This window comes from Rothia sp. HMSC061D12 (assembly GCF_001836735.1).
In the GTDB taxonomy this organism is placed as follows: Bacteria; Actinomycetota; Actinomycetes; order Actinomycetales; family Micrococcaceae; genus Rothia.
Genome location: NZ_KV830305.1, coordinates 1,200,818 through 1,225,395, shown reverse-complemented (window position 1 = coordinate 1,225,395; position 24,578 = coordinate 1,200,818). Strand labels below are relative to the sequence as shown.

The window sequence follows — 24,578 nt, the reverse complement described above, 5'->3', positions numbered from 1 at the left end:
GGTCCCGGGATCGATTCCCGGTCGGGGCTCTCTCATTAATTCATGCGAGAGCACGTATTAATGATGTGGCGGTGTAGCTCAGCTGGTTAGAGCGCACGACTCATAATCGTGAGGTCGACGGATCGAGCCCGTCCACCGCTACGCCCCGATAGCTCAGTGGTAGAGCGCCATCTTGGTAAGATGGAGGTCCCGGGATCGATTCCCGGTCGGGGCTCAGATAAGCCTGTCTCTTCGGAGGCAGGCTTTTTTGTTTGCCAATTTTGTCTGCCTATTTTCTTTGCCTGAAGCCCGGTCTGCAGGCGCTCAATAGTACTCAGCCCTGCGGCTCGATACCGGGCATAGCGAAGCCCCCGAGAAAAATACTCGGGGGCTTCGTCTTTATGCTCTGATCAAAGCGTTAGGAGGCGCGGCGCACCACCGGCAGCTGGGACAGCAGCTCGTAGGAGCGCAGACGGTCCTCGTGCTCCCACGCCTCGGTCATGACGATGAGCTCATCAGCGCCCGTGCGCGCCACCAGGTCCTCAATACGAGCCTGCGCGGTCGCGGGGGAACCTACGATTGCTTCGGCGGTCATGCGTTCAATGTGCATCTTCTCCGCGTCGGTCCAGACGGCGTCCATATCTTCCACGGGAGGTGCGAAAGACAGATTGCCGCGCACCACGCCCAGGAAGTGCTGCTGCTGGCTCGTGTACAGGTAGCGTGCGCGCTCATCGGTATCGGCGAGCATCGCGGTTGCACCCACCATGACGTAGGGTTGTTCCAGGTGCTCCGAGGGCTTGAAGTTTGCGCGGTAGGTGTCTACCGCCTCCTGCAGCATCGCGGGGGCAAAGTGCGAAGCGAACGCGTAGGGCAGACCCAGCTGTGCGGCAAGCTGCGCACCGAACAGGGAAGAACCCAGAATGTACAGGGGCACCTTCGAGCCCTGGCCGGGAATGGCGTGCACGCGGTGCATGGGGGAGGGCTCGTCCAGGAAGCGCTGCAGCTGCTGCACCTCGGCGGGGAAGCTCATGGCGGCAGAATCGTCGCGGCGCAGGGCGGCGGCGGTCATCGGGTCGGTACCGGGCGCACGACCCACACCCAGGTCAATACGACCGGGGTGGAAGGCGTTGAGAGTGCCGAACTGCTCCGCCACCACGTAGGGTGCGTGGTTGGGGAGCATAATGCCGCCCGAACCCACGCGAATACGCTCAGTGGCGGCGGCAATCTCAGCCATGACCACCACGGTCGCCGAGGACAGCAGGGAACCGGCGTTGTGGTGCTCAGCGACCCAGAAACGCTCGTAGCCGTAGGACTCAGCCGCGCGCGCCGCATCGATGGTGTTGAGCATGGTCTGATGCTGGCTCTGGTCGGAGCGGTGCGGCATCAGGTCAAGAACCGAAATTTTTACGTTAGAAGACACAAGTTTTCCTTCTGAAATAGATTGCAGGTACCCGTTCAGCCTACTCTCGCCTGGGCGAGAAGTGTAGGGGCATATTGCGCGCCTTCGCTAGCAGGTAAATAATGCGACGAAATACTGCGCGGGTACCCTCTGAATCTTCGAAGCGCCGTCCACTCTGTGCGCCCAAGCTGAACACTGTGCACAAGAGCTGTAGACTGAAACCATGAGCATTAACCCTGAGATTGTGGGCAGGGTCTACCCGTCCGAGAACACCTACGTTGTCGGCCGCGAAAAGATCCGCGAATTTGCCCGAGCAGTTCACGCAGAAAACCCCCTCCACCACGACGTTGAGGCAGCCCGCGCGGCAGGGTACGCAGATGTGATTGCCCCGCCGACCTTCGCCATCATCCTGGCGCAGGCAGCCGACGCGGCACTCATCAACGACGATTCCGCCGGTATTGATTTCTCCCGCGTGGTGCACGCCGACCAGCGCTTCACTCACCACCGCCCCATCGTTGCCGGTGATGAGTTGCGCACCGAAGTCCACGTGGACTCCGTGCGCGTGATGGGCGCCGGCGCAATGCTGACCACCCGCGAAGAAATCGTTGACGCGCAGGGCGAGCCGGTCACCACCTGCATTTCTTCCCTGCTGGTTCGTGCTGAGGAGGAGAACTAATGGTGCGTTTTGAAGATCTTGAAAAGGGCCAGGAAATCGGTTCGCGTACCGTGGAGCTCTCCCGCGCTTCGCTGGTGCGTTACGCTGGCGCCTCGGGTGACTTCAACCCGATTCACTGGAACGAGCGTTTTGCCCAGTCGGTGGGTCTGTCCGGTGTGATTGCTCACGGCATGCTGACCATGGGTACCGCCGTGCAGCTCGTGAGTGACTGGGTGGGCGACCCCGGCGCGATTGTGGACTACCAGACTCGCTTCACCAAGCCTGTTCCCGTGGCGGATGCGCCCGGCGGCGAAAACCCCGACACCCCCACGAACGCCCTGACCATCAGCGGTAAGGTGGGCGCCCTGAACGAGGAGGAGCGCACCGCCCGCATTGACCTGACTGTCACCGCTCGTGACGAGGAAGGCAAGGAACAGAAGGTTCTGATGAAGAGCCAGGCTGTGGTTCGTCTTTCGGCGTAGTCTCTTGGCGTAGAGTTTCTGCGCTCGCAGATAGCTTGCGTGAAGGCCTCGGTGCTACCCGATGCGGTGGTGCCGGGGCTTTTGCGCGCTCACCGATTTTGTGCGCTTATCGGCGGGGTGGTGGCGTTTTTCTGAGAAAGGTGCGACGGAAAATGAAGGCAAAATCACCATAAGGTTTTCGTGACTTTAACGCATGGTGGGTGTCGACCCCGCACAACGACCGGTATTCTTAACCTATGACTGAAAAGCTGTTGAGCGAACTGACCACCGCCCAGGTAGGCGGCCCCGCTAAGACCTACGTCCGCGCCACCTCCGAAGCAGAAATTATCGAAGCAGTCTCCGCTGCAGACGCCTCAGGCGAACCCGTCCTCATCGTGGGCGGCGGCTCCAACCTGCTGGTTTCCGACGAAGGCTTCAACGGAACCGTCGTGCACATCGCCTCCGAAGGCGTAGAGGTTCTGCCCATCCCCGCATGCGGCGGCGCAAACGTGCGCGTACAGGCGGGCACCATCTGGGATGACTTCGTCAAGCTCAGCATCGAGAACGAATGGGTCGGCCCCGCGGCCCTCTCCGGCATTCCCGGTACCGTGGGCGCGACCCCCGTGCAGAACGTCGGCGCCTACGGCGTGGAGGTGGGCGAGTTCATCGCCTCCGTACGCACCTGGGACCGTGAAAAGAACACTCGGAAGACCTTCGCGAGCGCAGACCTGCGCTTCGGCTACCGCGACTCGGTGCTCAAGCGCGCAACCGTCAACGGCTCGCCCCGCTACGTGGTGCTGACTGTTGATTTCCAGTTCACCCTCGGCAACCTCTCTTCCCCGATTCGCTACGCCGAGCTGGCGAAGAGCCTGGGTGTTGAGCCCGGCGAGCGCGCCGACTCTGCGCTGGTTCGTGAAAAGGTGCTGGAGCTGCGCGGCTCCAAGGGCATGGTGCTCAACCCCGAGGACCGTGACACCTTCTCCACCGGTTCTTTCTTCACCAACCCGATTGTGCCCCGCTCGACCCTGGAGTCCCTGCCCGAGGGTGCCCCGAACTTCCCGGTGGTTGTGAAGACTTCCCCGTTCACCGCCGGTGTCGAGGACCCCGATCACGTGAAGCTTTCGGCTGCATGGCTGATTCAGCACGCAGGCTTCGATAAGGGCTTCGGTCTGGAGGGCGAGTCCCGCGAGATTGCCCAGGGCCGCGCGAGCCTGTCGACCAAGCACACCCTGGCGATTACGAACCGCGGCGGCGCATCCGCTGAGGACATCTTCGCTATCGCCCGCGCTGTGCGCGACGGCGTGCGTGAACGTTTTGGCGTGACCCTGGTCCCTGAGCCTGTCGTGGTCAACGGCGAAATCTAAACGCTCAACTTCCCGCCTCTCGTAGCGCTAGGACGCATAGAATAAACGCTTCAGAATAAACGCTTCGGGCGGTCTCTGTATCAGAGGCCGCCCGAAGCGTTGTATTGACCCGCTGAGCTAGTGGCGAGGGGAGGAGGTGCGCGCCTGTCCCGGCAGGTAGGGCCTGCGTTTGGGGGCTGTGCGCGTTGCTGCCAGGGGAGCGGCAGGCAGGTGCTCCATCAACACCTGAACTGCCAGCGGAAGCTTCTGCGGCGGGCTGGGGGCGTGGAAAATCGGCTTGTGACGCGTGGGACGGTACGGGTAGTATTCCGCGTCCTCGCTATGCGACCAGACAAGGTTGCCGAACTCGCCCGGAACGGGGGAAAGCACATTAGCGTAGTAGGCGCGCGCCTGCAGGTCGGTACGCTCCGAAGCGTCGGTAGACACGCCGCTGGGCACACGGTCCTGCTCGATGACGAGGGCGCGAACCATACCACCTACCGTGCTGACCGCGTTCACGTGCAGGGCGAGCAGATCCCCGTCCTTGTGGTCGACCTGCACCTCGCCGTCCGCGAGGATTCGGGCGTCCATGGTGATGCTTCTGGCGATCCCTTCGCAGAGGGCGCGGATGAGCGCCATGCGTGCCGGGTAGAGGTCGGCGATATCCCAGCCGATGAGGGCTGCGGAACTACCGGCGTACTCCTCGCAGGATTCGTAGGACGCCACATCCACGTAGCCGCGAGCGATGGGCTCACGATCGTGGGGACGGCCGTCGCGCTGCTCCCAGAAGCTGAGGGCGGTGGCGGTGAAGACCGCTTGACCGTCGCGCACGGCGACGCTGAGTGTGAAGTCCTGCGGGTAGCCGTTCTTGCTGCGCGGGCGCAGGGGAACGGCTCGGGTGTATTCGGTGAATTCCTCGGGCCAGTCCAGGTAGTAGCTCATTCGTGCCCCGTCGCTACGGTGCACGGTGAGTTCTCCCGGTAGCAGCATGGCTTCGGGCACACCACCGGCGCGTTCGGCGGCGTAGTGTTCGCTGACGGGCCAGGGGTTGAACTCCGTGCGGTAGGGGCTGGAGAGGAAGGAATCGAGCATAGACGTTATCCTCTCATAGTTTGAGGTTTTGGTGCATGGATATGCGGCTTTTATGACAAATGAACTGTCCCCTCTGAATGCTCGGAAAGAGTGTTCAGAAGGGACAGCTCATAGTGTGGGGTGGGCGGCTCGTTTAGAGGGACTCGCCGCGGCGCTCAGGTAGCAGGAACACGGTGGTTGCCGCTACCAGGAACGCGGTGGAGAAGAGCGTAAAGAGCAACGGGGTTCCACCGAAAGCGACCAGCGGCGGCACAATGAGCGGCGCCGCGATGGAGGCGATACGACCAATACCGGCGGCGGCACCGGTGCCGGTTCCGCGCAGGTGGGTCGGGAAAATCTCCGGGCTCAGGGCGTAGAGGGCGCCCCACGCACCGAGGTTGAAGAAGGAGAGCATGCAACCGGCGAGGATGATGAATACCTCGGTGTGCGCCATACCGTACCCAGCCGCTGCGAGGGCGGAGCCGAGCAGGAATGCGGCGAGGGTTGCGCGGCGGCCCCACTTTTCGATGAGGTAGGCGGCGACCGCGTAGCCGGGCAGCTGGGCGAGGGTCATGATGAGGGTGAACGCGAAGGACTTGACGAGGCTGAAGCCCTGGGCGCTCAGCAGAGTCGGGATCCAGATGAACGCGCCGTAGTAGGAGAGGTTGATGCAGAACCAGATGACGCACAGGGCGATGGTCTTGCGGCGCTGACCGGCAGCCCAGATGGAGTGGACCTTGGCGGACTCGGCGTTGTCGGCGCTTTCTACGGCGCCGTGCTCCGCGGAGTCCTCTGTCTTCTTAGCATTGGGGAAGAGAGAGGGGGACGCCTCGAAACGCTCGACGACGCGGCGCGCATCATCGTGCTTACCGACGGATTCCAGGAAGCGCACGGACTCGGGGGTTCCCATGCGAATCACCAGCGAGTAGATGGCGGGGACCAGGCCGATGGCAAGCGCCCAGCGCCAGCCGTTTGCCTGGGGAACAACGAAAGTACCGATGAGCGCGGCGAGAATCCAGCCGACAGCCCAGAACGCCTCAAGGGCGACCACGACGCGGCCACGAATAGCGCGCGGCGAGAACTCAGAAATCAGGGTAGATGCCACCGGCAGTTCCGCGCCCAGGCCCAAACCGACCAGGAAGCGGAAGACCAGCAGTAGCCCCAGCGAGGTGGCAAGCGCGGAGGCGCCGGTTGCCAGACCGTAAATCAGCAGGGTGAGCGCGAAGATGTAGCGGCGGCCGAGCTTATCGGCGAGCAGACCGCCGAAGGTTGCGCCGAGCGCCATGCCGGCGAAGCCGATGGATCCGAGCCAGGAGGCTTCGGTGGGGCTCAGATGCCATTCCTTGATGAGGGCTGCCATGACGAAGGAGATGAGGCCGACGTCCATGGCGTCGAGTGCCCAGCCGAGACCCGAGATGCCCAGGAGCTTGCCGTGGGCGCGGGTGAAGGGGAGGTTTTCGAGGCGCTCATTGAGCGTGGGAGGTGCCGTGCGTTCCGCGGTGGGTGCAGTGGTGCTGGTGGGCGCAGCGGCGTTGGTGCGGTGTGAGTCCGTCGATGCGGGACGTGAGGAGGACACGGTAGTGGGTCGCTTCCTTAGTGTTTAGGCACAAGTGCCGGGTGAATTGTTCCCTTACAGTGTATAAAGGTACTTTCGACTTGAACACTATTGAAACGAAAAAATTTTGAAGATGACGGAAAAATCTCAACATGAAGAAATCTTTCACAGCACCCACCCAGCGGCGGGTGCTATTCTCTAACCACCGCCGCCCGGTGAAACTCACCCGCGACACGTTTGGAAGGACCACCCCTGAAAACCCTCGAAGATGAAGTCAAGGAAAGCGAAACCAGCCGCTTTCACCGCTGGCTCGAAGCCCGCAAGGAGCGCATGCACGCGCATCCGGTCATGCGTCATCTCTACAAGCCCCTCGTCATCGGTGTGGGCGCCTTCTGCTTTATTGCCGGACTGATTATGCTCGTCACCCCTGGCCCCGGCTGGCTGTTTATCTTCATCGGCCTGGGCATTTGGGGCACCGAATTCACCTGGGCACGCCGCGCCAATATTTTCATGAAACACGTGGTGCTCACCGCCTGGTACCGCTACCGCGCCTGGCGACAGCAGCGCAAAGAACGCAAAGCCGCACGTAAGGCAGAACGCAAAGCCGCCGCCGAGAACCAGCGCTAACCAACGCTAACCTGGCTCGTGCTCAGCCCGCATAAGCTATACCTAGACACAGAAGCCCTCGCTCCCATCCCATACGAATGGTAGCGAGGGCTTCTATATAGGCTTGTCAGTGAGCTTTAGAGCTTGCCAATAGCAATCTGCAGCATACGGCGAATCGGCTCAGCAGCACCCCACAGCAGCTGGTCACCCACGGTGAACGCGCTAATGTACTCGGAGCCCATAGCGAGCTTACGCACGCGGCCAACCGGAATCTCCAGAGAACCGGAAGCAGCCACGGGGGTCAGCTGCTCCATGGAAGCCTCACGCTCGTTCGGCACGAAGCGAACCCAGGGGTTATCCTCGGCGATGATGCGCTCGATCTCCTCCAGCGGCAGGTCCTTCTTGAGCTTGATGGTCAGCGCCTGAGAGTGTGAACGCATTGCAGCGATACGGACGCACAGGCCGTCCATGGTGATCTTGTCGTCTTCGGAGCGGCCCAGGATCTTGTTGGTCTCGACCTCAGCCTTCCACTCTTCGCGGGACTGGCCGTTACCCAGGTCGGAGTCAATCCAGGGAATCAGGGAGCCGGAGAGCGGCACACCGAACTGGGAGGAATCCAGCTCACCGGAGCGCTGCTTAGCCAGGACCTTGCGGTCAATATCCAGGATTGCGGATGCGGGGTCGTTCAGCTCGGCGGAGACCTCGTTGCCCAGGTCGCGGAACTGTGCGAGCACCTCACGCATGTGGCGTGCGCCGCCGCCGGAAGCAGCCTGGTAGGTCATGGAGGTTGCCCACTCGACCAGGTCGTTCTTGAAGAGGCCGCCCAGGCCCATCAGCAGGCAGGAGACGGTGCAGTTACCACCGACGAAGTCCTTCACACCGGATGCCAGGCCGCGGTCGATAACGTCGCGGTTGATGGGGTCCAGCACGATGATGGAGTCATCGTTCATGCGCAGAGTGGAAGCGGCGTCAATCCACAGGCCGTCCCATCCAGCCGCACGCAGCTTCGGGTGCACAGCCTCGGTGTAGCCACCGCCCTGAGCGGTCACAATAATCGAGTGCTTACGCAGCTCGTCAATGTCGTATGCGTCCTTCAGCTCGGACGGCTCAATTACGCCGTCGAAGGTGGGCGCAGCGCCACCAACATTAGAGGTAGTGAAGAAGACGGGGGTAATGCCCTCGAAGTCGCCTTCCTCAACCATGCGCTTCATGAGGACGGAGCCCACCATGCCGCGCCAGCCAACAAAACCTACAGAGTCACCGGGATTAAAGTTCATGGTTCCCAGTGTACTCTCAGGCTGGCGGGTGCGGACTAACACCGTACAAAAAATTTGATATTCGGAACGGGATAATCTGCATAGGCGCTAGGGTGGGCATCCGGCTCGGCACCGGGTACTGCACCGGGGCGCGTTAAAGCGTTCAAGCCCGCGGCACTCCGGGAGAGGAGTAGCCGCAGGCTTGAAATGCATGTCTGATATCAGCGAGTGAACGAGGGAAGCTTGAACTAGATACGTTCGAGCCGCTGGAACGAGAAGTACATGGGGTTCTTCGTGCCCGACTCATCGAGCAGGTAGCCCTTCTCGCTATTTTCCCAGGCACTCTCGGAGGTGACCCGCCAGCACCCGTTCGGTGAGCCGCCCTCGCAGTTACCCGCAGAATTTGCAAGCTGCAGGTCGGGCGCTCGCGTATCGCCGGTAATCTCGTTACCTTCCTGGCAGTAGAAGAGGGTCCGCTCCACCGTCTCTACCCGACCGAAGGCGGGCAGGTCGGTGCGGGAGAGCGCCTCCGCGTAGACGGAGCCGCCACCAATAATCCAAGCATCAACTGCGGCGGTATCTGCCGGGGTAGCTTCGACCGGCGCACCCGCAGCGTCACGAGCCGCGTACAGCGCCGCATCCAGCGAAGGAACCCACAGGGCGCCATCGCGTTCTTCCGCCTCGGTCACCGACCGACTAATCACAATATTCGTACGGCCCGGCAGAGGACGAAAACGCGGGAGAAAGGAATCCCAAGTATTCCGGCCCATAATAACTGGGAAACCTATAGTCTTTTTTTTGAAGTATTTTAAATCTTCAGGAGCATGCCAGGGCATAGTCCCAGCACGGCCAATAATCCCGGCGTCAGTTTGAGCCCAAATAGCACCCAGACGATACATTATGCCTCCTCACAACCTGCAGTTAGACCGCAATCGGGGCGGCAATACCGGGGTGGTGCTTATAGTCCACCAGCTCAAAGTCTTCATACTCGTAGTCGAAGATAGAAGGCTTCTTGGTCTTAATAACCAGCTTCGGGTACGGGTACGGTTCGCGCGGCGGGTAGGGGTTGCCCTCCGGGTCGGTGCCGTAGCCCAGCTGTTTCTTCACCTGCTCCAGGTGGTTCGAGTAGATGTGGCAGTCGCCGCCGGTCCAGATGAAATCGCCCGGCACCATCCCGACCTCTTCGGCAATCAGGTAGGTCAACAGCGCGTAGGAGGCGATGTTGAAGGGCACGCCCAAGAACATGTCCGCACTGCGCTGGTACAGCTGGCAGGACAGCTCCTTTACACCGTCCGCGCGTTCGTGCACGTAGAACTGAAAGAGTGCGTGGCAGGGCGGAAGCGCCATGTTGTCCACCTCGGCAGGGTTCCACGCCGAAACAATATGGCGGCGCGAGCTCGGGTTATTCTTCAACGAATCGATAACCTTCGCAATCTGGTCAATCGTGCCACCGTCGGGGGCAGGCCACGAACGCCACTGTACGCCGTAGACCGGGCCCAAATCGCCGTTCTCATCAGCCCACTCATCCCAAATGGTTACGCCGCGCTCCTGCAACCAGCGCACATTCGAGGAACCGCGCAAGAACCACAGCAGCTCAATGGCAACAGACTTGAAGTGCACGCGCTTGGTGGTAATCAGCGGGAACGACTCACGCAGGTCAAAACGCATCTGGCGACCAAAAACACCGAAGGTACCGGTGCCGGTACGGTCGGAACGCTGTGCATCCGCCGCGATGGCGTCCTTGTTCTCCTCGAGGATTTCGCGCAGAAGATCTTCATAGGGAGTGGGGATTGCGTGAGACATGAAGGGCACCTTCTAGAAGTTAGATGGTTCAAGGTAAAACAACGAGCCGATCAACTCTTTTCGTTACCTCAATATAGTACGAGGGGACGCCTATGATGACTGGTGTCGCCCAAAAGGTCAAAATATGGTAAGTATACAGGAATTTTTGGTCTTGGCCACCGGATTTGTTTCCTTATGAAGAGAGCGCTGAGCATAAAGCCCAGCGCGCTCGCCGTTAGAAGATCAAAGTATATGGATGTTAGTCCAGAGCCACGCGTACACGCTCCACCGAGACAATACGCGGGTTATCGCCCTCAGTCACCTGCAGAACCAGGGCATCGCCAGGCTCCAGGTACGGATCCTCGGTCGGAAGCACCTCCGCGGAACCCTCAAACAGGTACTCACGCAGAACATCCATCACCTGGGGCAGCACCGGGCGGTGAGTGCACAGCAGCGAGGAAGAATCCTTATCGAACAGCGACGCCACGGTACGGGCAACACGTGCCGGGTGACGCTGAGCGCCAGCCTCCGACAGGGACTTCTTCTCCTTCACAGACACACCATAATCCACCGAATACGGGGTCACAGTCTGAACGCAACGCAGCCACGGGGAAGAAATAATACGGCTCGGAGCCCACGCCGCAAAGAGACGGCTAGAAGCCAACGCCTGACGCTTGCCGGTAGCCGCAAGCGGGCGGTCATCCTCAGCGGCAGCCCAGTTCGAACGCGGCTTCGCCTTCGCGTGGCGGGCAATGAGAATCGGGCGGGTACACAGCGCATCCGCCTCAGCCAGAGCCTCCAGGGACTCCAGGGGTGCCAGGTCGTCCTCGTTGGTCAGCAGGGCGCGAGCAACCTCGGTGGATACCCAGCGCAGCTCATCCACTTCACCCTCATCCGCCAGGGCACGGGCGCCCTCGGGAAGCTCAGCAGACCAGTAGAAAACATCCTTCGGACGGCCGCCCACCGGGTAGGAAGTCACAGCCAGGGGCACACCCAGAACAACCTGCAGGCCGACCTCTTCGCGAATCTCACGAATAGCGGTCTCAGCCAGGGACTCGCCCGGGTCCTGCTTGCCCTTAGGCCAGGACCAGTCGTCATAGCGGGGGCGGTGAATGATCAGGACCTCAAGCGCACCGTCGCGCATACGCCAAATCAGTGCGCCAGAAGCAACAATATCCGCAGTGTTTGAGGGGGCACGGTCAATGCTGTTGACCGCGTCAAAACGTCGTGCCGAGTAGTAGATGGAGGGGGAATCCAGCGGTGCCATATCTCTCTCTGAACCTCTTCGCTAGGCTTGCGCACAATGCCAGAGGGCATCATGCTCCGCGTCTAATTGTAGGTGAGAGAGCGGTCAAGTTGTAATCTCAACGTAACCTGTTGTTCACTTTTGCGCTGAGTGCACTAGTCCACCGCACGTTTTTGCACGACACGCGGAAAACCCCGCCTGCCTCACGCCATAAAGCGCGAGAACAGACGGGGTTCACCACCAGAAATTACCGGTAGGTCAGCGGCACATCCTTAGACCTTATCGACCACGTTCTTACGGGAACGCGAGCTCAGGTAGTACGACTGCACGTCCTGCAGCGGGTTGCCCTGATCGTCGGTGTCGTGGCGGGTCCAGTTGCCCTCAGAATCCAGGTGCCAGGTACGCGAAGAATCACTCATATAAGTGGTGAACATGTCACGCAGGTACTTCACGTGGCGCGGATCCTTCACCGGCACCAGAGCCTCAATACGGCGGTCCAGGTTGCGGTGCATCATATCTGCAGAGCCAATGTAGACAATCGGATCGCCGCCGTTCTCAAAAGCAAACACGCGCGAGTGCTCCAAGAAACGACCCAGCACCGAACGGACGCGAATATTCTCGCTCAGACCCTTAACACCGGGGCGCAGGGCGCAAATACCGCGAACCACCACATCCACCGGCACACCAGCCTGCGAAGCGCGGTACAGCGAATCGATGACGGCCTCATCCACCATGGAGTTGCACTTGATCTGAATCTTCGCCGGGCGGCCAGCCTTGTGGTTCTCAATCTCCTGGTCGATGCACTCAATCAGGCCGCTACGCAGAGTACGCGGCGCTACCAGCAACGACTGGTAGTTAGTCTTCGGTGCGTAACCAGACAGCTGGTTGAACAGGCGCGAGACATCCTCACAAATCTGCTCATCGCAGGTGATGATGCCCAAATCCTCGTAGAAACGAGCCGTCGACGGGTGGTAGTTACCGGTACCAATATGAGCGTAACGGCGCAGGTGGTTACCCTCGCGGCGCACCACCAGCGACAGCTTGCAGTGAGTCTTCAAACCCACGATGCCGTACACCACGTGCACGCCGGCGCGCTCCAGCTTACGAGCCCACGAGATGTTGGCTTCCTCATCAAAGCGAGCCTTGATCTCGACCAGTGCCACAACCTGCTTGCCCGCCTCAGCCGCCTCAATCAGCGCATCCACGATGGGGGAGTCACCACTGGTACGGTACAGGGTCTGCTTAATCGCCTGAACACGCGGGTCGGCGGCAGCCTGCGCCAAGAACGCCTGCACACTGGTCGCAAACGAATCGTACGGGTGGTGCAACAGCACGTCGTGGTCGCGGGCGGCAGCGAACACATCCGCAGCCTTCGCGGTCTCGGTGGCGTTGAGCCAACGGGAAGTGTGCGCAATGTGCTTGGGGTAGTGCAGCGCCGGACGGTTCGCACGAATAATCGCACTCATACCGCGCAAATCCAGCGGGGCCGGCAGACGGTACACCTCAGACTCGTTGATGTTCAGCTCAGAAATCAGCAGATCCAGGATGGTGGGGTTGATGGTGTCCTCAACCTCCAGACGGACCGGCGGACCGAAACGACGGCGCAGAAGCTCCTTCTCCAGGGCCTTCAGCAGGTTTTCTGCGTCGTCCTCTTCCACCTCAAGGTCCTCGTTACGGGTCACGCGGAAGACGTGGTGCTCCACAACCTCCATGCCCGGGAACAGGGTGTCCAGGTGCTCAGCAATGATGTCTTCGAGCGCAATGTAGCGGCTCTCGCGGCCCGCAGTGTTGGCGGCGCGGGAACCATCCACAGAGACCATACGGTCCAGCTGATCGGGCACCTTCACACGAGCGAACAGTTCCTTGCCGGTCTGCGGGTTACGTACCAGCACCGCAAGGTTCAGCGACAGACCCGAAATGTACGGGAAGGGGTGCGCCGGGTCAACAGCCAGAGGGGTCAGAATCGGGAAGATATCCTGCATGAACTCCTGACGCAGGCGCTGCTTAGCGTCCGCATCCAGGTCGTCCCAACCGACAATGCGGATGTTCTGCTCCTCCAGAGCAGGCAGAACCTGGTTGTGGAACACATCGGCGTGGCGCTCCTGCAGCTTATGGGCACGCTCAGCAATCTCTTCCATCTGCTCCTCGGGGCTCAGGCCCGCCGCCGAAGGAACCGCCAGACCGGTCGCAATGCGGCGCTTCAGACCCGCCACACGCACCATGAAGAACTCGTCCAGGTTAGACGCCACAATCGACAGGAAGTTCAGACGCTCCAGCAGGAACAGGTTCGGGTCCTCCGCCAGCTCCAGCACGCGGGTGTTGAAGTCCAGCCAGCTGCTCTCACGGTCGAAGAAACGCTCCGGGCCGAACTCCTCTTCCAGACTGAAGTAGGAGCGCTTCTCGCCCTTCTCAATGCGGTCGCCGCGAGACTCGGCACGCTCAATCTTCGAAATATCGTGGCCGATATGAATGACACCGGTCATGGGTGCCGGCTCAGACGGCTTAGGCTTAGGCGCCTTATTCAGGCCATTGGGGGCGGGTACCATACTGTACTTGCCTTTCTGATCGGGGATAAGTCGTGAAGAAGCACGCCAACTGTGGCGCACCAAAACTAGGCGGCAGGCTCAGCCTGCTGGGCGGGGGCGTACATGCGGTCAACCGTCGCCACACCAAAGCCCAAGGAAGTGTACAGGGCGTAGGCGGCATCATTATCGGCGTCCACGTACAGATCAATGGCGCGCAACGGCTCGCCGTTCTCGTCTTCAGCGCAGGCGAGGTACGCCAGGGCGCGCAGGGTGAGGGTTCGGCCCAGACCGCCTCCCTGAGCCTGCGGGTTCACGCCCACCACGTAAATCTCGCCGGAGGGGGACAACTCGCCCTGCTCCTGACCGGTCGGGATTTTCGTCCAGGTGAACGCCGCAATAGCGGAATCATCATCCACCTCGGAGGCGATGAAGAAACCCTCGGGACGGAACCAGGGAGAGCCGGTGCGCTCGCGCAGGTCGGCGAGGGTGAGCTTGCCCTGCTCGGGGTGGTGCGCAAACGCTGCGGCGTTCACGCGAAGCCAGGGGAATTCGTCCGCACCGGTGAAGGTACGCATCCGCAGGTTCTCCGGCAGAGTGCGCGCATCGGAGCGTTCCACGAGCTCTTCGCGGGTCTGCGCGTCCAGGGGCAGAACCATCTTGTACAGCACACGTACCGGCTCGAAGCCGTGCAGGGTCGCGAACGCGTGGGCGGGGCTTTCAATGCCGGTGTCGGTGGCGCTGCCGTGAACCCAGAGGCGGTAGCGTACGGCGTCTTCACCCAGCTGGCGGACGGCGTGGTCGAAGAATGCGCTACCGGCGCCTCGTCCGCGGTATTCGGGGGCGACGGCTGCCTCAATGACTCCGCTGTCTTCGTCGTTTGCCGGGGTGAGCGCCACAAAGACGGCGGCGAGGGTGCCGTCGTCCTCGGCGACAAAGAAACGCGGAGGGGTGAGGGTGCTTTCGCGTAGCGCCTTGCTCAGCTCGATGCGGGTCTGCTCGGAGAACGCCGAAACGCCGTCGTGCTTGGCAACCGCCTGGGCAAAGGAATCGAATCGTTCCAGCAACTCTTCGGTGAGCTGCGGTTCCGCGTAAACAAGGGAGCTTTCAGCGGGCAGGGTGGAGGGATTGGGTGTCTGACTGTGTACCATCATCGCCTTCTTTCGTAGCCTTCTGATTCAACTCTACCGGGGATGATTGCTCTTTGAAGAGTTTGCTCTTCGTCTTGGGCGAATATGACAAGAACCGGAACATTTACACACTCTGGTACCTGGTTCAGCGGCGAGTCTACCCGAGAACGGGCACACCAAAACAGCGGTTGGTACCGCAAAATTTAGCGGGTGCTGTTGAAGGAATAGCCCACGTTACGCACGGTCGAAATCATCTGTTCGTACTCGGTGCCGAGCTTGGAACGCAGACGACGCACGTGCACGTCCACGGTGCGGGTGCCGCCGTAGTAGGAGTCGTAACCCCACACTTCAGAGAGCAGCTGGGCGCGGGAGAAGACGCGTCCTGGGTGCTGAGCCATGAACTTGAGTAGTTCAAACTCTTTGAAGGTCAGGTTCAGCGCCGCGCCGGAAAGGTGTGCCGAGTACGCCTGGGTGTCAATGACGAGGTTGCCCGCGCGCACGATGCGCTCTTCCGAGCTTTCTTCTTCCGCGGCTGCGTCGCTCTTGATGGCGAGGCGCAGGCGCGCATCCATTTCGGAGGGGGATGCCTGGTCAGAGACGATATCGTCCACCTGCCAGGAGGCGGCAACCGCCGCCATGCCGCCTTCATTCAGGAGTGCGATGAGCGGCAACTGCACGCCGGCTGCGCGCAACAGCTGGGCGCATTGGCGTGCCTTGACGAGCGCGGTGCGGGCGTCGACCATGAGCAGGTCGAAGGTCTCGGATTCGAAGGCGGTGTGGGCGGTGTCGAGGGGGAAGACGTGTACCTTGTGGCTGAGCAGGCTCAGCGAGGGGATCATATCCTGCGCGGCGGTGTCGCTCATGAGCGCAATACGGTACACACCCTCTCCTTTCCCATGTATTTCCCGTGTAAAACTTTTGGGCTCTTTCTAGTGTACTCGCCAGGCTGTGACGCGGCTGTGGGCGCCGGTGTAGACCGGGCCGAATATCGTATTCCGGACTGTTCGTACAGGCTTCTCAGCTGGCTATGATGGGGCACCTACCCGGATTCTGCGGGGCTATTATTTTGCTGGTGCCGGGCGGGGCGTATGCCTGTTGGGAATCGTGCTGTTCACTATGTTTCTGCCTCCGATTCTGCGCCCTTTCGGGGCGGGTCTATGGTAGGTTTAAGGCATGGAAAACAATCTTATGGCTCTTGAAGCTCTCTTCATGTCGCTGATGGCTATCATCTCCGTGTGCATCGGTATCGGTGCATTCGCAGTGTTGCGTGGCCTCTTCAGCGGTCAGAAGTAGTCTTCCCGCACAGAGCAGAAGCATCGCCCACACAGGGCTTTAGGCGGTCGTACGGTTCGTACCGCCTCGCCAATGACGGCGTGAACCCCCACCCGGTCCCCTCCGGTTGGGGGTTTTCTATATGTCTGATGCCGGGCGTGGACGGGAAATTATCCCGCGCCGAGGGCGAACGAACAGGGTACCGTTTTACGCTCGGGTACTAAAATAGGGGGTATGGCTATTGAAATCCCTACCAACCTAACCCCTGAACTTGTTCCCTTCGCATGGCTGCTCGGCACCTGGGAGGGTACCGGAACCATGTGGTACGAAGGCCAGGAGAATACCCCCTTCGGCCAGATTATTACTTTTGAGCAGAACGGTCTGCCCTTCATCGAATACCGCGCTGAATCTTTCCTCCTCGATGACGAGGGTCAGAAGCTGCGTCCCATCACCGTTGAGACCGGTTTCTGGCAGATTGACCGCCCCCTGACTGACGCCGACGGCGGCTTCGGTATCGTTCCCAAGGACGTTATTCCCGCCTTCGCTGACGCTGAGAGCGTTGAGACCCTGCGCAACGAGGACGACGGTTTCTCGCTGCTGGCAACCATCGCGCATCCCGGCGGCATTAGCGAGAACTATGTGGGCATGGTCAAGGGCCCGGTCATTCGCATGCAGACCGGTAACCTGCTCCGTGACGACATCTCCCACGAGTACGCGGGCTCCGTGCGCCTGTGGGGCCTGGTCAACGGCAACCTCATGTGGGACTGGGAGGTCGCAGACGCCGAGGGTAAGCTGCACAAGCACGCCTCCGCTGAGCTTCGTAAGACTTCCTCGATGACCGGCGATTCCCTGGGAACCTCGATGTTCGGTTCCCTGGACGGCGAAGAGCCCACCGGCGAGCCCGGCTCCGAGCCTACCGCCTAATACATTACTTATGTCTGCCCCGCTGAATGGCGGGGCAGACTCTTTGCGTGAAAGGTGCACCTTCCGTGACTGAATCTTCGCTTGAAGCCCCTCAGGCTGAGGCACCCCAGCCTGATGCCGCCCGCCCCGCGAGCCCCCTGCTGGGCCTGCACGGCGCTTTTGCCGCCTCCGGGCTGGACGCCGGCGTCGCCGCACACTACGGCAACCCCATGCTGGAACAGCGCGCCCTCAGCTTTGACCGCTCCGCCGACGCAGGCGAACCGCTGGTGCTGGTGGACCGCTCCTCCATGGGCGTGGTGCGTGTTGCGGGTCCGGATCGTCAGACCTGGCTGACCTCCATCGCTTCGCAGATTCTGACCGGCATGACCTCCGGGGAGAGCCGCGAGTTCCTGTTGCTTTCACCCCAGGGCCGCGTGGAGTATGCCCCCGCTGCGATTGAAGATGGCGAGGCGCTCTGGCTGATTGTGGAGGGCTACCAGGCTCAGCCGCTGACCGATTACCTGAACCGCATGAAGTTCATGATGCGCGTTGAGGTGCAGAATCTCAGCGACGAATACGCCGTGCTGGAGAGCGCTCGTAACCCGATCCTGCAGGACGGTTCGGTGCATCCGGCGCTCGCTGAGGGCAAGCCGCTGGTGTGGGAGGACCCCTGGCATACTCCTGCACCGGGTAGCTGCCGTTACGATGAGGCGGGTGACGCCCACCCCGGCGCGGACTATGTGCGTTTCTTGAGCATTGTGCCGCGTTCTGCTCTGCCCGCCCTGGCTGAATCTGCGGATGCGCGTTTTGCGGGCCTGTGGGCCGCCGAGGCTCTGCGTATCGAGGCCTGGCGCCCCCGCTATGGCACCGAGGCTGACGATAAGACCATCCCGCAGGAGCTGGATTACACCCGTACTGCGGTGCACTTCGATAAGGGCTGCTACAAGGGCCAGGAGACGGTGGCTCGCGTGCATAACCTGGGCCGCCCGCCGCGCCGCCTGGTGTTCTTGGATATCGACGGTTCGGAGCACACCCTACCCGCGGCAGGTAGCGAGCTGTTTGTGGAGGGCAAGTCCCGCCCGGTCGGTCGTATTACCTCGGTGGCGTTGCATCACGAGGCGGGCCCGATTGCTCTGGCTGTGATTAAGCGCGGCGTTGACCCGCAGGCGCCTTTGCGTGCGGTTGATGGTGGTGACTTCCTGCCCGATGGTTCGCCGGCGCCGGCGACCGAGTACGCGGTGGCTCAGACGACGGTGGTTTCGCCGGAGTCCGGTGAGGTGGCGCGTCGTTCTTTGGCGGGTCAGGACTTCCTGAAGCGCTAGGGCATTCCTGACCAAAAGCTACCCCAGCTAAAACCCACCCCAACTAAAAGCCGCGGAGGCGGACACCCGTTACGAGTGCCCGCCTCCGCGGTTTTAGTATGAGTGCTCAGCGAGCTTGCTGAGTCTGTGGGGTTTAGCGGCCGAAGAGGACGGCTGCTTCTTCCCAGCGTTCCTGAGGTACGGACTTCAGGCCGTCCAGTGCCTCTTCGAGGGGTACGTACTTGATTTCGGTGCCCTGCACGGAGACCATCTTGCCCCACTGCTTCTGTGCGACCATGTCGACTGCGCCCATGCCCAGGCGGGTTGCGAGCACTCGGTCGTAGCCGGTGGGTGCGCCACCGCGCTGGATGTGACCCAGGATGGTGTTACGGGTTTCGACGCCGGTCATCTTCTCGATTTCGTGGGTGATGTACTCACCGATGCCGCCGAGGCGGGGACGGCCGTCCTTTTCGGTACCCTTGTTTGCCATGACCTCGTCGAAGCCTTCGGGGATGAAGCCTTCAGCAACAACAACCAGGGGAGAGCGGCCGCGGTCGTGTACTTCCTTGACCCATTCAGCAACCTGCTCCATGGAGACCTTGACCTCGGGGATCAGGATTGCGTGTGCGCCTGCAGCCATACCGGAGTGCAGCGCGATCCAGCCGACGTGGCGGCCCATGACTTCGGCGACCATGCAGCGGTGGTGCGATTCACCGGTGGTGCGGATGCGGTCCATAGCCTCGGTTGCGATGGACACTGCGGTGTCGAAACCGAAGGTGTAGTCGGTTGCGCGCAGGTCGTTGTCGATGGTCTTGGGAACACCGATGACGGGCAGGCCTGCGTCCGCCAGACGCTTTGCGCCTGCGAGGGTGCCTTCACCGCCGATAGCGACGATTGCGTCGATGCCGTGGCGTTCCATCATAATTTCGATGTTTTCGGGGCCACCGTTGGGGCCGTCGAAGGGGTTGGTGCGGGAGGTACCGATGATGGTGCCGCCCTGGGATGCCAGGCCGCGGACCTTCTGGCGGGGCAGGTCCATGTAGTCGCCTTCAACGACGCCTCGCCAGCCATCGCGGAAGCCGACGAATTCGTAGCCGTACTTCTTGACACCGTTGAGCACGGCGCCGCGGATGACAGCGTTCAGGCCGGGGCAGTCGCCGCCGGAAGTAAGCAGACCGATCTTCATGGTTGGCTCCTAATGTCTGCGCGTTTTAGGTGTTGTGCGCGCGTGTATATAACTATGACCTCCACGATTTCAGCGCATGAATGTGCGCCGGTCGGGAGGTCGTTCTCTTGGTCTCTATTTTAGCGATGTTTGGGTTGTGTTGGTAGTGGTGGAAAGGCGTGGGAATGCCCAAATCGCGGCATAAAAGTTCAGGTTTTTGAAACCTGTATGTTTGGGTTTAAAACACAAATAGCCGCCGCTTCCCACCTATGGCACCGAAGAGGCAAACGAGGCCTCCGCGCATCCGAAAAGATGCGGGAGGCCTCGAGTGTTTTAAAAATATTTTTAAATCTTTGTGGGATTCCCGGTTTTTAGGACAAAAAACGGTCAATAGCTCTGTGTTTGATCGTTTTGTGCCGGTTCACCCCACGCCTAAAGCGCACCTCCCGCCGTGGTGAGAGGCGCGGTTCGGAGAGCCGCAAACTAGTCGCGTGCCTGACCGAGGAACTTCTGCAGGCGAGCTAGGCCCTCTGCCAAATCCTCGTCGCTCAGTGCGTAGGAGAGGCGCAGGTAGCCGCTGGGGCCGAATGCCTCGCCGGGAACTACGGCGACCTCAGCCTTTTCGAGGATGAGCTCGGCAAGCTCTGCGGAGGTCTGGGGGCGTACGCCGTCGATTTCCTTGCCGAGCAGTTCGCGTACGTCCGGGTAAGCGTAGAATGCGCCGGTGGGGACGGGGCAGTGCACGCCTTCAATCGCGTTCAGGCCGTCGACGATGGTGCGGCGGCGGCGGTCGAAGGCTGCGTGCATGATTTCCACGTCCTCCTGCGGGCCGGTCAGTGCGGCAAGTGCTGCGCGCTGGGCGATGTTGTTGACGTTGGAGGTCATGTGGGACTGCAGGTTGGAGGCTGCGGCGATGACGTCGCGCGGGCCGATCATCCAGCCCACACGCCAACCGGTCATGGCGTAGGTCTTTGCCACGCCGTTGAGGATGACGCACTGGTCGGCGAGCTCGGGCACTGCCTTCAGGATGGAGACGGAGTCGGTGCCGTCGTAGGTGAGGTGCTCGTAGATCTCGTCGGTCAGCACGAAGATGCCCTTGGCAAGTGCCCATTCGCCGATTGCGCGGGTCTCTTCTTCGGTGTAGACGGCACCGGTCGGGTTGGAGGGGGAGACGAAGATAAGCGCCTTGGTTGCGGGGGTGTATGCGGCTTCGAGCTGCTCGACGGTCACCTTGTAGTGCTGGTCGCTACCGGCGAAAACCTCGATGGGGTTACCGCCCGCCAGGCGGATGCATTCGGGGTAGGTGGTCCAGTAGGGCGCGGGCAGCAGTACGTCGTCGCCTTCGTCGATGACGGTTGCGAATGCCTGGTACACGGCCTGCTTACCGCCGTTGGTGACGATGACCTGTGCGGGGTCAATCTCTACACCGGAGTCGCGCAGGGTCTTTTCCGCGATTGCCTTCTTCAGCTCGGGAAGGCCGGAGGCGGGGGAGTAGCGGAAGTTCTTGGGGTCGTTGAGTGCTTCGCGTGCTGCATCAACAATGTGCGCGGGGGTGGGGAAGTCCGGTTCGCCTGCGCCGAAACCGATGACGGGGCGTCCCTGAGCCTTGAGTGCTTTTGCCTTTGCGTCGACGGCAAGGGTTGCGGAGGGTGCGATGGCACCGATGCGGCTTGAAATACGCGCCATGGGGCTCTCTTCTCTTTCTTCTTGTGCGCTGCCGGCGTGAAGTCGACAAGGAAAATGGTGATGGGAATGCGCGTGTGGGACCAATTCGCGCGTGGTGGGCGCGGGTGTGAGCGGCGTTCCTTGTAATAGGATACGGTCCACTAGTAGTGATGCGGAACCCTTAGTCAAGGTATCTCAAGAGGTTTTTCAAAAAATATTACATTCTGAAGTTGCATCGGCCCCGAAAGATGGTTTAGAGTTAGTTCTGCACCCGCAAGGGTGTAATTGTTTGCCCCTCTAAAGCCACGGCTTAGAGGCAATGGAGGAGCAAGCGAGTGAGAAGCAACTCTCACACCTGAAGTGAAAACTTCAAAGGGTGGTGGCTCAATTGGTAGAGCAGCGGTCTCCAAAACCGCAGGTTGCAGGTTCGAGTCCTGTCCGCCCTGCTTTTATTGCCTCAATAAATAATTTGTACGCCCGCACCCCGGGCGTACTTTTTTAGACTCAGAAAGGGGCAGAAGAAATGGCATCGTCTGCTACCGCCGAAAAGGCTGTTCAGCCCGGCGCATCGTCGAAGAGCGATAAGAAGCTCGGTTTCTTCGGCCGTATTTTTGCATTCCTCCGTGAAGTTTTTGCGGAGTTGAAGAAGGTTACTACTCCCACCGGACGTGAACTGGTTGGTTACTTCTTCGGAGTTCTGTTCTTCGTCGTGGTGATGCTCCTGCTTATTTCTGGTCTGGATTATCTTTTCGGCCAGGGAGCATTCTGGATTTTCGGTAACGGAACGATTCAGCGTAACTAGTACTGGCTGCATCCTTAATCTGGGTGCCCCATCAGTGATTTCCCTCAGCGTATTGGCGAGTGGGAGTCCCCTCTAGATGATTAACGATAGAAAGTAGGAGCGACGTGTCCGAGCAGGAACTGGTATCCGAGATTGAAGAGGTCGAGGTAGCCGCTGCTGAGGCTACTGAGGAGTCTGCGGCTATTGAGCAGCAGGCTGAGGAAGCTACCGAGGCTGTCGAGGTGGCTGAAGCAGCTGCTGAGGCGGCTGAGGAAGTCGACGCTCTGGAAGAATTCAAGTCCAAGCTGCGCCGTCAGATGGGCGACTGGTACGTGGTGCACACCTACTCCGGTTACGAGAACAAGGTGAAGACCGGTATCGAGACCCGTATCCAGAACCTGGAAGCTGAAGATGAGATCTTCGAGGTTCAGGTTCCCATGGAGACCGTGGTTGAGTTCAAGAACACCGTGAAGAAGACCATCCGCCGCGTGCGCGTTCCCGGTTACGTTCTGGTTCGTATGGAACTGACCGACCACTCGTGGGGCGTTGTCCGCCACACCCCGGGTGTGACTGGCTTCGTGGGCCAGGATGCGTACAACCCGGTCCCGCTGCGTATGGACGAGGTCTTTGACATGCTCCTGCCGGTCTTTGAAGAGCAGCAGCAGAGCCAGGGCCTGCCCGTTTCCAAGCCCGTTATCGAGTCCGACTACACTGTGGGCGAGAACGTCCGCGTGAAGTCCGGTGCTTTCGAGGGCATGGACGCTACCGTTTCGGAGATCAAGGGCGAGTCCCAGCAGATTGTCGTGATGATTTCCGTCTTCGGCCGCGACACTCCGGTGACCTTGAGCTTCACCGAGATCGAAAAGATTTAACGCTTCTAGCGCGTGAATATGAGCCTCGCACTTCGGTGCGGGGCTCATATTTTGTGTCGGCTGTATAACCGGCGGTGGCTGTGCGGGTGGGGTTTACTCTTTCTGCTAGCTGGCGCTGGATTAAGTCGCTGATTAACGCTAGAATGTTGGTTTGTGTATGCGCATGTCACGCTTTCATGCGGATGCACGGGTGACCGCGCCACGGTCACCGTCTTGCCGGCGTACGCTCCTGTGCGTCGGTTCCCAGCTAAGAAAAGGACCCTACATTGGCTCCCAAGAAGAAGGTCACTGGCCTCATCAAGCTGCAGATCCAGGCAGGCGCCGCTAACCCGGCTCCCCCCGTCGGCCCCGCACTGGGCTCGCACGGTGTGAACATCATGGAGTTCTGCAAGGCATACAACGCTGCAACCGAGTCGCAGCGCGGTAACATCATCCCCGTTGAGATTACCGTCTACGAGGATCGCTCCTTCACCTTCATCACCAAGACCCCTCCGGCTTCCCAGCTGATCAAGAAGGCTGCTGGCGTTGCTAAGGGCTCCGCTGTTCCTCACACCACCAAGGTTGGCTCGCTGACCGAGGCTCAGGTGCGCGAAATCGCTGAGACCAAGATGCCCGACCTGAACGCAAACGACCTGGATGCTGCTTCCAAGATCATCGCAGGTACCGCTCGTTCCATGGGTATCACCGTCGAGTAATTTCGGTTCGCCGAACAGCCGAGTAATCGGCACCGTAGATTTTTCTACACAGAACTTGTAAATGCCCGTCGTATGGACGGGATGTGGCAGAGCCGAGCGCGGCTCACGAGACCACAACTGCATAAGGAGAAAAGCAGATGGCAAAGCGCAGCAAGGCGTACAAGGCAGCTGTAGCCAAGATTGAAGAGGGTAAGCTCTACACCCCCGCTGAGGCAGTTGCCCTGGCGAAGGAGACCTCTTCCACCAAGACCGACGCAACCGTTGAGGTTGCAATGCGTCTGTCCGTTGACCCCCGTAAGGCAGACCAGATGGTTCGCGGTACCGTGAACCTGCCCCACGGCACCGGTAAGACCGCTCGCGTGGTCGTTATCGCAGCAGGCCCCAAGGCTGCTGAGGCTGAGGCAGCTGGCGCTGACTACGTTGGTTCCGACGAGCTGATTGCAAAGATCGCTGGCGGCTGGACCGACTTCGACGCAGCGGTTGCAACCCCCGACATGATGGGCAAGGTCGGCCGCCTGGGTAAGATCCTGGGTCCCCGTAACCTGATGCCGAACCCCAAGACCGGTACCGTGACCATGGATGTTGCAAAGGCTGTTGCAGACATCAAGGGCGGTAAGATCGACTTCCGCGTTGACCGTAACTCCAACCTGCACTTCATCATCGGTAAGGCTTCCTTCACCGCTGAGCAGCTCGAGGAGAACTTCCAGGCAGCTCTGGAAGAGGTTAACCGTCTGAAGCCCTCTTCGGCTAAGGGTCGTTACATCTCCAAGGCAACCGTTGCTACCACCTTCGGCCCCGGCATCCCCGTTGATCCGGCTGCCGTTGCTGCCTAAGGTATGCACCTGTAGCTTCTAGCTTTCGCTAGTGATCGCCCCCGACGTTTAGGCGTCGGGGGCGATTTTTTGTGCATGATTTTGTC

At 60.6% G+C, this 24,578-nt stretch carries 22 protein-coding genes and 3 tRNA genes; 13 read left to right on the top strand and 12 right to left on the bottom strand.

Features of this window, described 5'->3' with window-relative positions; all coding sequences use genetic code 11:
- Positions 1–67 precede the first annotated feature (67 nt).
- Positions 68–141, top strand: a tRNA-Met gene (locus HMPREF2682_RS04805).
- Between the two features lies 1 nt (position 142).
- Positions 143–214, top strand: a tRNA-Thr gene (locus tag HMPREF2682_RS04800).
- Positions 215–397: 183 nt separating this feature from the next.
- Here HMPREF2682_RS04800 and HMPREF2682_RS04795 read toward each other — a convergent pair.
- On the bottom strand, positions 398–1,399 hold the full coding sequence (locus HMPREF2682_RS04795) for an LLM class flavin-dependent oxidoreductase (protein ID WP_070831855.1): 1,002 nt from the start codon (positions 1,397–1,399) through the stop codon (positions 398–400).
- A gap of 202 nt (positions 1,400–1,601) precedes the next feature.
- On the opposite strand from HMPREF2682_RS04795, the gene HMPREF2682_RS04790 reads away from it, so the two are divergent.
- The 3 genes from HMPREF2682_RS04790 to HMPREF2682_RS04780 all read left to right on the top strand — a co-directional run bounded on the left by HMPREF2682_RS04790 (position 1,602) and on the right by HMPREF2682_RS04780 (position 3,858).
- Positions 1,602–2,054, top strand: coding sequence for a MaoC family dehydratase N-terminal domain-containing protein (locus HMPREF2682_RS04790; RefSeq protein WP_005504824.1), 453 nt, complete (start codon positions 1,602–1,604; stop codon positions 2,052–2,054).
- The gene (locus HMPREF2682_RS04785) at positions 2,054–2,515 is read left to right on the top strand and encodes a MaoC family dehydratase (protein WP_049353811.1); all 462 of its coding nucleotides are present in this window, start codon (positions 2,054–2,056) and stop codon (positions 2,513–2,515) included. Before HMPREF2682_RS04790 ends, HMPREF2682_RS04785 begins: the two co-directional genes overlap by 1 nt.
- A gap of 236 nt (positions 2,516–2,751) precedes the next feature.
- Positions 2,752–3,858 (top strand): UDP-N-acetylmuramate dehydrogenase, encoded by a 1,107-nt coding sequence (locus tag HMPREF2682_RS04780; protein WP_049356311.1) that lies wholly within the window; start codon positions 2,752–2,754, stop codon positions 3,856–3,858.
- Positions 3,859–3,975: 117 nt separating this feature from the next.
- Here the strand turns inward: HMPREF2682_RS04780 and HMPREF2682_RS04775 are convergent, their stop codons facing one another.
- Together HMPREF2682_RS04775 and HMPREF2682_RS04770 are read right to left on the bottom strand one after the other, a co-directional pair.
- Positions 3,976–4,929, bottom strand: a complete 954-nt coding sequence (locus HMPREF2682_RS04775) for a histidine kinase (RefSeq protein WP_070831852.1) — start codon at positions 4,927–4,929, stop codon at positions 3,976–3,978.
- 133 nt (positions 4,930–5,062) lie between these two features.
- The gene (locus HMPREF2682_RS04770; RefSeq protein WP_070831849.1) at positions 5,063–6,484 is read right to left on the bottom strand and encodes an MFS transporter; all 1,422 of its coding nucleotides are present in this window, start codon (positions 6,482–6,484) and stop codon (positions 5,063–5,065) included.
- 309 nt (positions 6,485–6,793) lie between these two features.
- Between HMPREF2682_RS04770 and HMPREF2682_RS04765 the strand changes: the two genes are divergently transcribed.
- Positions 6,794–7,090 carry a PGPGW domain-containing protein gene (locus HMPREF2682_RS04765; protein WP_246827252.1) on the top strand — a complete coding sequence of 99 codons (297 nt, stop codon included), beginning with the start codon at positions 6,794–6,796 and terminating at the stop codon, positions 7,088–7,090.
- Positions 7,091–7,206: 116 nt separating this feature from the next.
- On the opposite strand, the gene asd is transcribed toward HMPREF2682_RS04765, so the two are convergent.
- The 7 genes from asd to HMPREF2682_RS04730 all read right to left on the bottom strand — a co-directional run bounded on the left by asd (position 7,207) and on the right by HMPREF2682_RS04730 (position 15,886).
- Positions 7,207–8,346, bottom strand: a complete 1,140-nt coding sequence (gene asd, locus HMPREF2682_RS04760; protein ID WP_070831843.1) for an aspartate-semialdehyde dehydrogenase — start codon at positions 8,344–8,346, stop codon at positions 7,207–7,209.
- Positions 8,347–8,573: 227 nt separating this feature from the next.
- The gene (locus tag HMPREF2682_RS04755) at positions 8,574–9,224 is read right to left on the bottom strand and encodes a dihydrofolate reductase (RefSeq protein WP_070831840.1); all 651 of its coding nucleotides are present in this window, start codon (positions 9,222–9,224) and stop codon (positions 8,574–8,576) included.
- A 22-nt stretch (positions 9,225–9,246) separates the two neighbouring features.
- Positions 9,247–10,128 carry a thymidylate synthase gene (locus tag HMPREF2682_RS04750; protein ID WP_070831837.1) on the bottom strand — a complete coding sequence of 294 codons (882 nt, stop codon included), beginning with the start codon at positions 10,126–10,128 and terminating at the stop codon, positions 9,247–9,249.
- Positions 10,129–10,366: 238 nt separating this feature from the next.
- Positions 10,367–11,374 (bottom strand): NUDIX hydrolase, encoded by a 1,008-nt coding sequence (locus HMPREF2682_RS04745; protein ID WP_070831834.1) that lies wholly within the window; start codon positions 11,372–11,374, stop codon positions 10,367–10,369.
- A gap of 251 nt (positions 11,375–11,625) precedes the next feature.
- Positions 11,626–13,899 carry an RNA degradosome polyphosphate kinase gene (locus HMPREF2682_RS04740; protein ID WP_083321760.1) on the bottom strand — a complete coding sequence of 758 codons (2,274 nt, stop codon included), beginning with the start codon at positions 13,897–13,899 and terminating at the stop codon, positions 11,626–11,628.
- Positions 13,900–13,964: 65 nt separating this feature from the next.
- On the bottom strand, positions 13,965–15,029 hold the full coding sequence (gene mshD / locus HMPREF2682_RS04735; protein WP_083321759.1) for a mycothiol synthase: 1,065 nt from the start codon (positions 15,027–15,029) through the stop codon (positions 13,965–13,967).
- A 179-nt stretch (positions 15,030–15,208) separates the two neighbouring features.
- Positions 15,209–15,886 carry a winged helix-turn-helix transcriptional regulator gene (locus tag HMPREF2682_RS04730; RefSeq protein WP_083321758.1) on the bottom strand — a complete coding sequence of 226 codons (678 nt, stop codon included), beginning with the start codon at positions 15,884–15,886 and terminating at the stop codon, positions 15,209–15,211.
- Between the two features lie 625 nt (positions 15,887–16,511).
- Between HMPREF2682_RS04730 and HMPREF2682_RS04725 the strand changes: the two genes are divergently transcribed.
- The gene (locus HMPREF2682_RS04725) at positions 16,512–17,201 is read left to right on the top strand and encodes a heme-binding beta-barrel domain-containing protein (RefSeq protein ID WP_070831831.1); all 690 of its coding nucleotides are present in this window, start codon (positions 16,512–16,514) and stop codon (positions 17,199–17,201) included.
- Between the two features lie 65 nt (positions 17,202–17,266).
- A complete protein-coding gene (locus HMPREF2682_RS04720; protein ID WP_083321757.1) occupies positions 17,267–18,502 on the top strand; it encodes a CAF17-like 4Fe-4S cluster assembly/insertion protein YgfZ in 1,236 nt (411 codons plus the stop codon).
- A 133-nt stretch (positions 18,503–18,635) separates the two neighbouring features.
- Here HMPREF2682_RS04720 and HMPREF2682_RS04715 read toward each other — a convergent pair whose 3' ends face one another.
- Together HMPREF2682_RS04715 and HMPREF2682_RS04710 are read right to left on the bottom strand one after the other, a co-directional pair.
- Positions 18,636–19,667, bottom strand: a complete 1,032-nt coding sequence (locus tag HMPREF2682_RS04715; protein WP_070831826.1) for a 6-phosphofructokinase — start codon at positions 19,665–19,667, stop codon at positions 18,636–18,638.
- 462 nt (positions 19,668–20,129) lie between these two features.
- Entirely contained in the window at positions 20,130–21,332 is a 1,203-nt protein-coding gene (locus tag HMPREF2682_RS04710; protein WP_070831823.1) for a pyridoxal phosphate-dependent aminotransferase, read from the bottom strand.
- 352 nt (positions 21,333–21,684) lie between these two features.
- On the opposite strand from HMPREF2682_RS04710, the gene HMPREF2682_RS04705 reads away from it, so the two are divergent.
- The 5 genes from HMPREF2682_RS04705 to rplA all read left to right on the top strand — a co-directional run bounded on the left by HMPREF2682_RS04705 (position 21,685) and on the right by rplA (position 24,492).
- Positions 21,685–21,757, top strand: a tRNA-Trp gene (locus HMPREF2682_RS04705).
- 77 nt (positions 21,758–21,834) lie between these two features.
- Complete coding sequence (gene secE / locus HMPREF2682_RS04700; RefSeq protein ID WP_005504868.1) at positions 21,835–22,113, top strand: preprotein translocase subunit SecE; 279 nt, start codon at positions 21,835–21,837, stop codon at positions 22,111–22,113.
- 104 nt (positions 22,114–22,217) lie between these two features.
- Positions 22,218–22,964 carry a transcription termination/antitermination protein NusG gene (nusG, locus tag HMPREF2682_RS04695; RefSeq protein WP_049338063.1) on the top strand — a complete coding sequence of 249 codons (747 nt, stop codon included), beginning with the start codon at positions 22,218–22,220 and terminating at the stop codon, positions 22,962–22,964.
- 266 nt (positions 22,965–23,230) lie between these two features.
- On the top strand, positions 23,231–23,659 hold the full coding sequence (gene rplK, locus HMPREF2682_RS04690) for a 50S ribosomal protein L11 (protein WP_005504870.1): 429 nt from the start codon (positions 23,231–23,233) through the stop codon (positions 23,657–23,659).
- Positions 23,660–23,796: 137 nt separating this feature from the next.
- The gene (rplA, locus tag HMPREF2682_RS04685; protein ID WP_005504876.1) at positions 23,797–24,492 is read left to right on the top strand and encodes a 50S ribosomal protein L1; all 696 of its coding nucleotides are present in this window, start codon (positions 23,797–23,799) and stop codon (positions 24,490–24,492) included.
- Positions 24,493–24,578: the final 86 nt, after the last annotated feature.